Here is a 13,262-nt window from a genome sequence, read left to right as displayed (position 1 = left end):
AAAAATATGAGAAAATAAGTGTTATGCAATCAAACTTTGAGCAAAGCGAATCAAACGCAAAAAGTCAAGAAAAAAGCGAGCAAATAAAAATAAATAACTCGTTTTACAACGTTTTAATTATTGGAGCTGGAGCCGCAGGACTTTCAGCTGCATTAGGCTTAGTAATGTCTAAAGAGTACCAAACGCTAAAAACGCACGGAAAACAGCCTAAAATACTAGTAATTTGCAAGCTTCAAGCGTTAAGATCTCATACAGGCTCTGCCGAAGGCGGAATTGCAGCATCATTAGGAAACGTAGAAAAAGATTGCTGGCAATGGCACTATTACGACACTGTTCACGGAGGCGACTGGCTAAGCGATCAAGACGCAGCAAAAATGCTAGCAAAAGAAGCTAGAGACACAGTTATTGAACTTGAACACTTTGGAGTTGCTTTTTCTAGAACAAAAGACGGTCACATTAATCAAAGATTCTTTGGGGGCCATACTGCAAACTTTGGAAAACAGCCAGTTAGGCGAGCTGCGTACGCTGCAGATAGAATCGGCCACCAAATTCTATACAGCTTGTGGCAAAAATGCTTAGAAGAAAACATTGAAATTAGCGAAGAAATTTACGTTACAGATATTGCAATAAATAGCGAAACAAACAGCGTAGAAGGAGTTATAGCTCTAAACGAAAAAACGGGAAGCGTAGAAAAAATAAGCGCAAATAATGTTCTTATTGCAACTGGAGGCGCTGGAAGACTATTTGCAACAACTTCTAACTCCTGGGATTTAACTGGAGACGGAATGGCTTTAGCGCTAAATGCTGGATTGCAATTAGAAGACATAGAGTTTATACAATTCCACCCAACTGGATTAGCACACACTGGAATATTACTTTCGGAAGCCGCGCGAGGAGAAGGCGGAGTGCTTAGGAATTGCAAAAACGAAGCTTTTATGAAGAACTACGACAATACGCACGCGGATTTAGCACCAAGAGACGTAGTTAGCAGGGCGATTATAGCAGAAGTTGATGCTGCTCGAGGCGTAGAAGACACAACTAGCAACGTTGATAAAAAAGATTGCGTTTGGCTAGACATGACTCATATAGAAAAACAGCATATGTTGGAGGCTCTTCCGCAAGTTGTTGAGACGATTGAAAAATATGCGCATTTAAATCCTTCAAAAGATCTTGTACCTATTAAGCCTACTGCACACTACACAATGGGTGGAATACCAATCACTCTTAACAGCCAAGTCTATAAGTTAGATAGAGGGAAAAAACAAAGTATAAAGGGATTATACGCTGCTGGAGAATGCGCTTGCTCGGGAATACATGGCGCTAATCGCCTTGGCGGAAACTCGCTTCTTGACGCTTGCTTATTTGGAAAAATCGCAGGAAAATCTATTGCAAAAAACTTGCAAAATCAAGAAGAGACTCAAAATCAAAATAATTTGCAAAACAAAATCCAAAAAATAGACGAATTAGCTAAAAAGCGAATCCAAAAAATACTATCACTTATGCAAAGCGAGAATGATTCAAAAGATGAGCAAAATCCATACGTGCTTTTAGATGCTCTAGAAGAGATTATGGAAACAGCTATTGCAGTAAGATGCAGCGAAAAGAGCATTAAAGAAGCTTTGCAAAAAATAGATACGCTTATTATTCCAAAAGCCAATATGCTTATTTTGCATTCTAAAAATCTTGTTTTTAATCAAGAACTAACAGCTATTTTGGAATTGAAAAACTTGATTACATTTGCAAAAGCAGTTTTGCAAGCATCGTTAGCAAGGCATGAATCTAGAGGATCTTTTACAAGATTAGACTATCCACAACATAACAACAGCCAAAATCCGCAACATTCTATAGTGGATTTAAGCGGAAAAGTGCAAAATATTCCAGTTGCAGTAGTGGATTTTGACCCAAATCATCCAATTAACGCGCAAAATGCTAGCGAAATTAAAGAAATTATTACAAAAATCAATTAATTTGCAACACGCCGAAGCAAAGAGTTGAAAAAAATGTTATAGTTCTATCTGTTGTCTAAAACACCCGTCCGGGTGGCGGAATGGTAGACGCGCTAGCTTGAGGTGCTAGTGCCTATTTGTACAGGCGTGCGGGTTCAAGTCCCGCTCCGGACACAAAATAAAGTCTTGTTGAGAAATCAGCAAGACTTTTTTGTTTCGTATTCGCAAACACTAATCTCGTAGCTAATCACACTAACTAATCACGTATCTAATCACGCTAGTTAATCACGTAATTCCAAGGGTCAAAAGCTCTACCAATCCAAGAAACGTCTAATGATTCACCAAAATTCTTATATATAGAATCGTGAATATCTTTAACAGCATACTTAAACCACAAAGATTCAATAGCGCTATGAGGAGTGTTTATAAGCATAGGCTTAATAATATTAGAGTGCGTTAGTTGCGATTCATAAATAGCTTGCTCGTACGCGTCCGTTGCAGGATGGTGTCTTAAATCACTTGTTACATACACGTCTGCGCCACAAGCGCGAACTTCATCGAATAATGAATCGCCAGAACCTGGAAGAACAGCTATTTTACTAACCATTGCATCAACATCTCCGCACACTTGAACGCCTAGCTTAGTAGCAGGTAAAGCGTTAAAAACGCGCGTAGCAAACTCTTTAAGCGTTATTTTTTGCTCAAGCACTCCAACTCTGCCAAGACCAAGAGAAGGGTCATTATTGCTTACTGGAACAAGAGGATGCAAATCCTTAAGACCAAAAGCAATAGACGCAGCATCTGCCACTCCCCTAAAAGCCGCGTCCGCATTAGTGTGACCAACCCATAATCCACAACGATTTTCAATAAGCGTTTGAACTATTTTTCCGCGAACAGAAAAACCAGAAACTTCGTGAACCGACTTAAAAAACAAAGGATGGTGCGAAACAATCAAATCCGCTCCCATTTTGCACAATTCTTCAACAGCTTCTAAAGTTGGATCCGATAAGCAAATAATTTTATTAACTTTATGCGAAGGATTCCCAACGATTAATCCTGGGCTATCCCAAGACTCAGCAAGACTTAAATGATATAAGTCTTCTAAAACATTAACAATCTCACCTAAAGTTGCCATTATTCCTATCCTTTACAACAAGCCTACAGTGGTATTTACAATAATTCTCGCAAACACATCAATGCGCAGCAAGCTGCCAATCAGCACCAACTCCAGTAGAAACACTAAGCGGAACAGAAAGCTCAACAGTATGTTCCATAGCATTTTTAACAATGTTTTCTACAACATCCGCCTCACCATGAGCAATCTCAAGAACAAGTTCATCGTGGATTTGCAAAATCACGCGACTCTTAACATTAGCTTTTCGCAAATCATCATCTACTCTAATCATTGCAAGCTTCATAATGTCTGCAGCGCTTCCTTGAATAGGAGCGTTTAGAGCAGCTCGTTCTGCAGCTTCTCTAGATGCTCTGTTCGTAGAATTTAACTTTGGGAAATATCTTCTTCTACCAAACATTGTTTGAGTGTATCCAAGCTTTCTAGCTTTATCTACTAAAGACTCCAAATAGTCGTGTACTGCACCAAAAGTGTTGAAATACTTTTCTTTAAGCATCTCGGCAGCCGCAGGACTAATGCCTAGTTGCTTTGCAAGACCGTACGTGCTGAGTCCGTACGCTAACCCGTAGCTCATTGCTTTAACATGACTACGCTGATCTGCGCTAACTTGCTCTACTGGAATCCTATAAACTAAGCTCGCTACAAACTTATGAAAATCAACTCCAGACTGGAAAGCATCAATAAGCGTTTTATCTGCAGAAGCATGAGCCATAATTCTAAGTTCCACTTGCGAATAATCACAACTCATAAGCTGCTCATAGCCACTTCCTGGAACAAATGCCGCTCTAATCTCTCTTCCCGCAGCATTTCTATTAGGAATGTTTTGCAAGTTTGGATCCGAAGAACTTAGTCGGCCAGTAGCAGCAATAGTTTGCTCAAAAGTTGTGTGAATCCTACCATCTTTATATCTTGCAGCATCAATAAGGCTTTGAACGATTTGCTTTAATTTATTAGTTTCACGATACTTAAGCAAAGCGCCTAAAAATTGACTTGGCTTCTCATCTGGATCAATTTTTGAATACAACTCTTGTAAAGCCTCGGCATTAGTAGTATACGAGCCACTTTTTGTTCTACGAGTAGGCTTTAGACCCATGTCTTCAAAAAGTAATTTCTGAATTTGCTTAGGACTTTGCAAATTTATTGGCTTAGCTGCAACGTCTAGCGCCATTTTTTGAGCAAAATTAGCTTCGCTTGCAAAATTATCTCTCATAGACGTAAGTCGTAGCATATCTACAGCAGCGCCCGTATCTTCCATCTTCCTTAAAACTCTAGAAACAGGCATTTCAACGTCTACCATTAAGCCAGTTTGCTTGCGCTCATCTAACTCTTTCGCATATTGTTTAGAAAGCAAACGTATAACCAGAGCTGTTTCTAGCATGCTTTTTTCTAATTCTTTGTTATCTTGACTTTGCGAATCTTGATCTTTAGAATCTTGCTCTTTAGAATCTTGGCTGCTATCAATATCAAAATCAAGTTTGCCTTGCGTTGGCTCAGCGTTTAATCGCGAAGAGTCTATATGAATATTCAAAACATGCTCAGCCATATCGCAAAGATTTTCGTTCTTAAAATCTGGATCAACTAAGTAAGATGCTAAGCGAGTATCGACTAGCGGGCTAAAAGAGTAATTATCTTCTACAATTTTTAGAGACGCTAAAAGAGCAATATGCTTTTTATAATCATGCAAAACTACTGAAGACTCATGCTTTTTTATAAAATCTCTTAGTTTATAAGCTATTGCGCTATTGGATTTAAGAACATTTGCATACACAATTGCAGCGTCGTTACCAGCTAGGATTATTAATGCTTTTGCAAAAATACCAAACTGGCTAGTGTTGTTTTTTTCTTCTACAGCAAACACTACTAATTCTTTATTCTCTTTTATTGTTTTTGCGCATTCTAAGTCGTTTCTTATAAGATTTGCGCTATTTATATACGAGTCGGAAAAGTCGCAAGAATCCGCAACACAAGATTTTGCAATACTAATCCAATTATCTGCATCAGACTCGGAATTAATATTATGCACGTTTATTTTATCTAACAGAGTTTTAACGTCTTCTATATCATCTGAATCATTTGATTCCGTAGAACCACCATTTTCTGCATGCGCACTTCCAGCAGAAATCATTGTTTTAATATTCTCATCTAAAAGCTCTTTGGTTCCGCGAGTAAACTCTTTTAGAATCTTTCTTCTAGTACGCGTACCAAATTCAAGATTTTCAAACAACTCTCCAACAGACGCAGCGTTTACATTGCCAAAATCAAGATCGTTAACGCTAACTCCAAGGTCTAAATCTTTAACAAGAGTATTAACTTTTTTGTTTAATCGAATCTGATCAATGCTTTCTCGTAAAGACTCGCCTTTTTTACCTGTGATTTTACTTGCGTTTTCAATAATGCCTTCTATGCTGCCAAATTGATTAATCCACTTAGCAGCATAACCATCTCCAACTCCTGGAACTCCTGGAATATTATCAGACGTTTCTCCACGCAATGCTGCTAAATCTGAATACTGACTAGGCGTAACATTGTATTTTTCAACAATCGCATTAGGATCCATTTGCTTTAGATCCTTAAAATGCCTGCCTGGGTACAGCACGTTAATAGTGTTATTAATTAGCTGAAAAGCATCGCGGTCGCCAGAAAGCACAAGCGTTTTATAACCAGCATTAGCACCCATAGTTGCCAAAGTAGCAATAATATCGTCGCCTTCGTAGCCCTGCTTTGTAATGTACTTAACACCTAACGCACTAAGCATTTTTTGAATAACGGGCAGCTGAGCTATAAGTTCTTCTGGCGCAGCTTCACGAGTACCCTTATATTGCGGCAAAAGCTTGTTTCTAAAAGTTCCACCTTTAACGTCGAAAGCAACCGCAAGCTTATCTGGTTTCTCTTTTTCTATGACTTGCGAAAGCATAGTAGCAAAACCCCATATTGCATTAGTTGCAAAACCAGATTTTGTGGAAAAATTGTCTGCCGATATTGCGTAAAAAGCACGAAACGCAAGTGAGTGGCCATCTACCACCAACAACGTTCCCTTATAATCCTCATTATTCAAAGAATCCTCGTTTGCAACGATGCTGGTATTCACTTAACACCCACCTGCGTTTTTGTAAAATAAACTTTTGAAATTATTTATGCATAGCTCGCGCAAGAAACCGCGATTACCAAAATTATTTTGACTTTACTACGCTTCGTCAGATGGCTTTTCTTCGCCATACTTAGCAATGATAGCCAACGCAAGACGCTTCTTTGGAATACGCTGATCCATAGAAGTTTTTTGAATCCAACGGAAAGCACCCTGCTCCGAGAAGCCAGCTTTATCCATAAGCAAGCCTTTTGCTCTATCTACAAGCTTGCGCTCTTCTAGAGTATCTTCTGCTTTCTTAAGCTTTTCTTCTGCTTTACGAAGCTGATCTTGAGCATCTTGAAGCTTGTTTTCTGTGCGCTCAACACTATCGAGCAAATCGTTAATCTCGCTAAATCTGCCCATTGCAACTTCTAGAGCTGGCAAAAGCTTTGACTCTTCGTAAGGCTTTGTAACATACGCCATTGCTCCAGCGCCAGTAGCGCGCTTAACAAGATCTGTTTGCGAAAAAGCTGTTAGCATAACAACAGGCGCAATATTTTCATCGCAAATAGTAGCAGCTGCTTGAATTCCATCCACGCCAGGCATTTTAACATCCATGCAAACAACGTCTGGGCGATTTTCACGAGTAAGATCAATCGCCTCCTGCCCATTAGCAGCCTGGCCAACAACCTTATATCCGTTATCTTCTAGCATTGCTACAAGATCCATACGGTTTACTGCTTCATCTTCTGCAACAACAACAGTTTTAACGCCGTTTTCTTTTTGCTCGCTATTTTTATTATTGCTTTCTACGCCATTCGACGATTCATATGCATTACGCAATTCATCATCCGTAAGCACAACAGACACCTTCCCCATCTCTTCATCGCTGTTTTCAGCCGACATTCTAACCTCATTTCCTTACCAAAACACAAGGCAACAGCGCTATGCATTAACTAACACATACATTCGCACACTTAATACTCATACTCGCCATCTTTGCGTTTATTTTTTAGGCTAGCATCATGCAAGTTTTATGCACAAACACTAAAAGCACACTGTGCGCGTTGCCAATGATTTTACTCGCATGCGTGTATAAAAATACGCTCTAAACCGCTTTTTAATGCGGCAAAGCACATGCAAATAATGACAATACAAAAGTCAAAGCACCGAGCATTGCTAACTGTACGCACAACGGAAAAGCACTAACATAATTCCCATTAATAACTGCGTATATTAGCGAGCACGCTTTTTTAATAAACACGCAAGTAATCAATAGTAACAGAATGCAAGAAACAATAAACACACCTTTATTAAATAAGATATTGCTTAATGCAAAAACAGTTTTATGTGGGTTATTAATACTTAAAAATACGCCTATAAATCGAGAATCGAACACATATAACAGCACATAAGATGATTGTAAAATCGCCACTAAAACAGCAACACAAGTAAATACAACACTACCCTTGCGTTTGCCAAGCAAAGCCATTGCAGTAATCTTTTTATGTTGCGTATCGCTTTCTATATCTCTTAAATTATTAATCATCATAAGGCAAGCAGAAAATCCGCCTGGAATAAAAGATAATAATACGCAAAAAACAATTTGCTCAATGCTTGATGCAGTTATTAAATCTTTAGAAAAACCACTTGCATAAAAAAGAGCACACAATGTTCCTAAAAACGCTACTGGTCCAAAGAACAAAAATGCGCTAAGCTCTCCCCAACCCCTATATCCATATGGGTGTGATCCTCCTGCATAAAACCAAGCTGCTATAACGCAAATTAATCCAAGAGGAATAAACATCCAAATTCCGCTTCTAATCGTAATAACTAGTCCAAAAACGCACGATATTAGAGCAGATATGCAAGCAGCATACAACACTGATTTTGGCTTAATACCAGCGTTTGCAAGTCTCCAAGACACATCGCATAATGCTTTGTTTTCTGCGCTTACATCTCGCTTAGACCTTTGATTATCTAATCCGCGCAAACCGTCACAATAATCGTTTGCATAGTTTACTGAAATTTGCATAAAAACAGCAACACACAAACACAAAAACGCTTGCAAAGCAAAATTTTCAACATTGTAAGTCTTTACAAGTATTTGACCACTAAATAAATACCTTGCAAAAATCGAAATTGCCATAACAACTGGCACGATTCCAATTGGAAGAGTATAAAGTCTTGCACCTTTAAGCCAAAACTTAATATTAGTCATTAAAATCGCCTAAATTCTAGAATTTTTTAATTGATTCTAGATTAGTTTAGACTATTTTAGATTATTTGTGGAGCAAATATAGACACAAGTATTGGCAAAGCAATCATTAATGCAGACACAATAATAAGAACAAATCCACGCCAGCCAAAAGGATACTTTCTAAAAGAAGACTTACGCGTGCGCAAATAGAATCCGCGCTCTTCTGCTGCCAGCGCACAACTATCTGCTTTACGAACAGACAAAACTAAAAGAGGCACAATCAAAGGCATCATAAGCTTAATCTTTTTGAAAGGATTCTTAGTATCGAACTCCACTCCCCTTGCCATTTGAGCTTCTGTAATTTGAGACATCTCGTACGCAAAAATAGGAACAAATCGCACAGCTGTAGTGATTGTAAAAGCATAGCAATATGGAATGTGTAAGTATTGAACAACAGCGTTAGCTAAATCGTTTAGCTTTGTAATGCTAAGCACGCTTACAAGAGGCAATGCAAAGCAAAAAAGTCTTAAAGATGCTCTCAATGCAACAGAAATTCCCTTTGTGCTAAACCATAAGAACATGTAGTTTCCGCCTTGAGCAATAACTGTTTGCAAAAAGAACATTACAACGCCAAGAATAAGCATTGCACGCACAAGAGGAAACAGCGCTTTAAAAATACCAGCCATAGCCATGCCAGCAAGAATAAGAGCTGCAATAATAATAAGAACAGTGAATTGTTGAGCTATAAAAGCAGACACAACAACGCTTACAGCTAATATGAGCTTTGCAATAGGATTTGCTTTGTGAAGCAAAGTTGAGCCTTCGTTATACGTTAAGATTTTAGTTTGCATAATTACACCTTGCTTTACAAATTGCAACTCTTTTTAAGAGCATTAACCAACATATCCCTTTTATACAAGCCCTTACAAGCGTCAAAACCATTTTCGACTAAGCCTTGAGATACAGCACACAAAAGTGGAGCGCATAATGCAGCTTCTTTGCAAATCGCATTGTTTTCAAAAACGCAACTTATGCTTCCGTCTTCTAGAATTTTGCCATCATTTACTACGATTAAGCGCGTTGCAAAGTCAAGAACCACTTCCATATCGTGGCAAACCATTATCACACAGCAACCGTGGTCTCTAAGGTCTTCTACAACTTGCATAATACGCAAGCATTCCATGTAGTCTAAGCCACACGTTGGCTCGTCTAAAACAAGAATCTTAGGTTTAGTTACAACAGTTGCAGCCAAAGCAACCATTTGACGCTGGCCTCTAGAAAGCATAAATGGGCTTGCTTTATGGTCTAGATTTAGCTTTTCAATAACTTGCATAGCATGATCATTAGCATCTTTAACAGACTCACCTAAAAGAATGCAACTAAACGCTACTTCTTCTAAAACAGTATCTTTGCAAAGTTGACGATCTGGATTTTGGAAAAGCGTAGAAACATAATGAGCAATTTGGCTAATCTTCATATTGCTAGTGTCTTTGCCATCAATAAAAATATTGCCGCCGCTCGCCTTAAGCAAACCGTTGATTAGCTTAGTAACGGTTGTTTTTCCAGCGCCATTTCTTCCAACAAGAGTTACTAGCTCCCCAGCATAAGCTTCGAAAGACACATTTTTTAGCGCACTAACGCCACTTGGGTACGAAAAACTAACGTTTTTAAGCGAAAGACATGGAGAAGTGTTTTTTGATTGATTTTGCGCGGAAGATTGTTCTGATACTTGCGATTCGTGGGAAAAATCGCCAGCAACCGCCGATGTGTTTAAATCGCATTCGCTATTATCAAATTCACCATGAGAAGTCAAAGATTTTCTACTATTAATCGTATTAACAATAGTATTTACTGTATCTTCTACAGACACAGGCAAATCGCTTTTAGAGCAAACATTCTCACGCTGTAGATCATTAACCAAATGCGTAGTGCGCGGATAATTTATTCCAATAGAATAAAGCAAATCCATGTTTTTTAGCGCTTTGCTAACAGGCAAATCAAGCGACAAAGTGCCATTAGAAAGCACAACTAAACGCTTGCAATACTCGCTTAAAAGCGCCACTTTTTGCTCAATTACAACAACCGTTATTCCAAAATTCTTGTTCAAATCTTTAAGAATCGAAAAAATCATTTTAGAAGAAACAGGGTCTAAAGCGCACGTAGGCTCATCTAACACCATAACTTTAGGCTTTAGCGCAAGAATAGCAGCGATCGCAACTTTCTGCTTTTGACCTCCAGAAAGAGTGTCTAAATCGCGGTTACGCAAGTCACTAATTCCAACAATTTGCAAAGCTTCATCTATTCGACTTGGTATTTCGCTATGCGCAACACCAAAATTTTCTAAGCCAAAAAGAATCTCATCTTCCACATTTGCAGCAACCATTTGCGCATCAATATCTTGAATAACAGATCCAATTAAGCAAGCAATGTTAGTTAAAGCAAGATTTTTAGTGTCTTGACCAGCAATCTTAACACTTCCTAAGAGTTCGCCAGAATAATGATGCGGAATCGCGCCAGAAAAAAGCGAAGCAAGCGTTGTTTTTCCAGACCCAGAAGGGCCAATAATACCAACGAATTCGCCAGACTCTATGCTAAGACTCACATCTTTTAGTGCAAAAGTGGAATCTTGTGCCTTTGAAGAGTCTAAAGAATCATCTTTATTCCGATTCACATACTTAAAAGACACATCTTTTAACTCAAGCAAAGGCACAATAATTCCTAACTCTTAAAACCAATAAATTGATTACTAATTATTGATTATTATCTAACGATTATATAATTTACCAAACATTCCTAACACATATTGCGTAGTACATATTGCAAACACAAACTGTGCTACTTGTGCAAAACGAGTCGAATTGGAGTGTAAAGAACTTCAACAACAACAGCATTAAACACAGCAGTTCCAAAAATGATTGGAAGCATAACAAGAATCGTCTTAGGAGAATGAAGAACAAAGAAAGATGCAGTAGATGCAAATATTAAACCAGAAACAACTGTAGTTATAAAAGTTGCTATAAGTGGGAAAATACTGAACTTTCTAGCAGCATCCTTAGGGAAAACGTGAATATAAGCCATAATCATCAAAGTCATAACAATTGCTGCTGGAATATCGCAAACATAATTAAGACCAGGAATAGATGCGTTAAATTGCATTAAAGTAGCAGCCAAAGCACCAATAATCGCACCCTGAATAACATTTGGGCGAACCAGCAAAATCGCAAGACAGAACGATGCGATTAAGAAGTTTGGTTTAATGTTTCCAATTGAAAGTGCTTTTGCAACTGTAAAGTCAAGAATACATCCTGCTGCAAAAAGAACAGCAACCAACACTAAAGACGTAACATCTAAAGCGTGCTTTTTAACACTTACAGCATTGATCATGCTACCTGCATGTTCGTTAATTCCCTGATTCATAATCTTCTCCTTTATGTTGCGATAATCAAGTTTTAATTATCGACTTTTGATATTTATTTATGTTTACTTACATTCATTTATGTTTGTTTATATTTGCTTACGTTGATTCAAGTTAATTTATTTCTCATTTTCAATGGCGATTTACTTGTGCTTACTTGTGCAAAACGAGTCGAATTGGAGTGTAAAGAACTTCAACAACAACAGCATTAAACACAGCAGTTCCCAAAATAATTGGAAGCATAACAAGAATCGTGTTTGGAGAGTGAAGAATAAATAAGGATGCGATTGTTGCAAAAATCATTCCAGAAATAACAGTTGCAACAAACGTAGATATAAACGGGAACACGCTGAACTTTCTAGCAGCATCCTTAGGGAAAGCTTTTAGATATCCCATAAGCGCTAACGTCATAATAATTGCTGCTGGAATATCGCAAGCGTATTCAAGACCAGGAATCGAAGTGTTAAATTGAATCAAAGTAGCAGCCAAAGCGCCAATAATCGCACCCTGAATAACATTTGGTCGAACAAGCAAAATAGACAAGCAGAACGATGCAATAACAAACTCTGGCTGAATATTTCCAATCGAAAGCGACTTTGCAACTGTAAAGTCAAGAATGCATCCTGCTGCAAAAAGAACAGCAACCAAGACTAAAGACGTAATATCTAAAGCGTGCTTTTTAACATTTACGCCTTTTAGCAAAGTAGCTGCTTGATTAATTTCGGACTGTGCAGATGCTTGCTCTGTGTTGGTAGCTTCTACGTTAGTTGACTCTTGATTCATGATTTTCTCCTTTACGTAAATTTTTACGTTGTTTGTTTTTCAACAATTTTGGTTTAGATTGTTGTTGGTTTGTAAATTGTTATTGGTTTTAGATTGTTTTAGATTTGGATTAAAACCAAATAGATTTTGCGTTTTAGGATATAAAAAAGACCCCTAGGTTTACCCTAGAGGTCTTTTATAAGCCTAAACAAGCAGCTTCTAAAACTTTAGAGTAAACTACGCCAAAGAGAAGTCTGCCACCACCACATACGAGCAGCATCAAAAGTATCGCGAGCTTGAGCATTCATGTTACGCATGATAGCCGCCTCCTTAAATACTTTAGCTGCAAAGCTAAATGCCTATGTGGTCAATCACAAACCTAACACCGTAAAATTTACGATATGCGTTTGTGTTGTGTTCGATGCTAACACTATAAAAGTACAAATGCAAACAAAAAGATAAAATTAGCAAAAAATCACACAAAACACGTAAAAATATCCACACTTAAATCGGCGCAATTCCAGGCAAAACGCCGTAAGCGCATAAAACGCATGTCTAATCTTATATAAAACAACCTCAATCCCTAGCAACGTGTATACTTTCACAAGTTGCGGGCTTGTAGCTCAGCGGATAGAGCGTCTGCCTCCGGAGCAGAAGGCCGTGGGTTCAAATCCCATCAAGCCCACAAAATATCCCAAAATGGCTTTATTTCAACGTTTTCAGCATGTGTCTCGCATGGG

Annotated in this window: 9 protein-coding genes and 2 tRNA genes; 3 read left to right on the top strand and 8 right to left on the bottom strand. The window is 38.3% G+C overall.

All coding sequences use genetic code 11. From position 1 onward, the window contains the following. Positions 1-23 precede the first annotated feature (23 nt). Positions 24-1,967 carry an FAD-binding protein gene (locus HXT36_RS00765; RefSeq protein WP_421778856.1) on the top strand — a complete coding sequence of 648 codons (1,944 nt, stop codon included), beginning with the start codon at positions 24-26 and terminating at the stop codon, positions 1,965-1,967. A 66-nt stretch (positions 1,968-2,033) separates the two neighbouring features. Continuing rightward, positions 2,034-2,120, top strand: a tRNA-Leu gene (locus tag HXT36_RS00760). A 103-nt stretch (positions 2,121-2,223) separates the two neighbouring features. Here HXT36_RS00760 and HXT36_RS00755 read toward each other — a convergent pair. From HXT36_RS00755 to HXT36_RS00720, 8 genes are all read right to left on the bottom strand, one after another. Continuing rightward, positions 2,224-3,081, bottom strand: a complete 858-nt coding sequence (locus HXT36_RS00755; RefSeq protein ID WP_421778854.1) for a Nif3-like dinuclear metal center hexameric protein — start codon at positions 3,079-3,081, stop codon at positions 2,224-2,226. 58 nt (positions 3,082-3,139) lie between these two features. After that, positions 3,140-6,166: a DNA polymerase I gene (gene polA, locus HXT36_RS00750; protein ID WP_016799040.1), complete on the bottom strand. Its 3,027-nt coding sequence runs from the start codon at positions 6,164-6,166 to the stop codon at positions 3,140-3,142. Between the two features lie 96 nt (positions 6,167-6,262). After that, a complete protein-coding gene (locus HXT36_RS00745; RefSeq protein ID WP_421778852.1) occupies positions 6,263-7,051 on the bottom strand; it encodes an ANTAR domain-containing response regulator in 789 nt (262 codons plus the stop codon). 214 nt (positions 7,052-7,265) lie between these two features. After that, a complete protein-coding gene (gene menA / locus HXT36_RS00740) occupies positions 7,266-8,366 on the bottom strand; it encodes a 1,4-dihydroxy-2-naphthoate octaprenyltransferase (RefSeq protein WP_421778851.1) in 1,101 nt (366 codons plus the stop codon). A gap of 56 nt (positions 8,367-8,422) precedes the next feature. Next, a complete protein-coding gene (locus HXT36_RS00735) occupies positions 8,423-9,196 on the bottom strand; it encodes an energy-coupling factor transporter transmembrane component T family protein (protein ID WP_421778850.1) in 774 nt (257 codons plus the stop codon). Between the two features lie 14 nt (positions 9,197-9,210). Continuing rightward, positions 9,211-11,055, bottom strand: a complete 1,845-nt coding sequence (locus tag HXT36_RS00730) for an ABC transporter ATP-binding protein (RefSeq protein ID WP_421778849.1) — start codon at positions 11,053-11,055, stop codon at positions 9,211-9,213. A gap of 125 nt (positions 11,056-11,180) precedes the next feature. Further along, the gene (locus tag HXT36_RS00725) at positions 11,181-11,762 is read right to left on the bottom strand and encodes a tryptophan transporter (protein ID WP_415688190.1); all 582 of its coding nucleotides are present in this window, start codon (positions 11,760-11,762) and stop codon (positions 11,181-11,183) included. A 151-nt stretch (positions 11,763-11,913) separates the two neighbouring features. Then, a complete protein-coding gene (locus HXT36_RS00720) occupies positions 11,914-12,543 on the bottom strand; it encodes a tryptophan transporter (RefSeq protein WP_115757230.1) in 630 nt (209 codons plus the stop codon). Positions 12,544-13,134: 591 nt separating this feature from the next. Here HXT36_RS00720 and HXT36_RS00715 point away from each other — a divergent pair. Further along, positions 13,135-13,207 (top strand) — tRNA-Arg (locus HXT36_RS00715). The last annotated feature ends 55 nt before the right edge of the window (positions 13,208-13,262 follow it).

Source organism: Gardnerella sp. DNF01144 (assembly GCF_049244245.1).
Taxonomy (GTDB): Bacteria; Actinomycetota; Actinomycetes; order Actinomycetales; family Bifidobacteriaceae; genus Bifidobacterium; species Bifidobacterium piotii.
This window is presented reverse-complemented; position numbering and strand designations above follow the sequence as displayed.

What these genes read in the sequence shown, in the direction of transcription:
- HXT36_RS00765 (WP_421778856.1), top strand. Translation starts at nt 24, where the DNA reads ATGCAATCAAACTTTGAGCAAAGCGAATCAAACGCAAAAAGTCAAGAA.
- HXT36_RS00745 (WP_421778852.1), bottom strand. Translation starts at nt 7,051, where the DNA reads ATGTCGGCTGAAAACAGCGATGAAGAGATGGGGAAGGTGTCTGTTGTG.
- HXT36_RS00725 (WP_415688190.1), bottom strand. Translation starts at nt 11,762, where the DNA reads ATGAATCAGGGAATTAACGAACATGCAGGTAGCATGATCAATGCTGTA.
- HXT36_RS00755 (WP_421778854.1), bottom strand. Translation starts at nt 3,081, where the DNA reads ATGGCAACTTTAGGTGAGATTGTTAATGTTTTAGAAGACTTATATCAT.
- menA (WP_421778851.1), bottom strand. Translation starts at nt 8,366, where the DNA reads ATGACTAATATTAAGTTTTGGCTTAAAGGTGCAAGACTTTATACTCTT.
- HXT36_RS00735 (WP_421778850.1), bottom strand. Translation starts at nt 9,196, where the DNA reads ATGCAAACTAAAATCTTAACGTATAACGAAGGCTCAACTTTGCTTCAC.
- HXT36_RS00720 (WP_115757230.1), bottom strand. Translation starts at nt 12,543, where the DNA reads ATGAATCAAGAGTCAACTAACGTAGAAGCTACCAACACAGAGCAAGCA.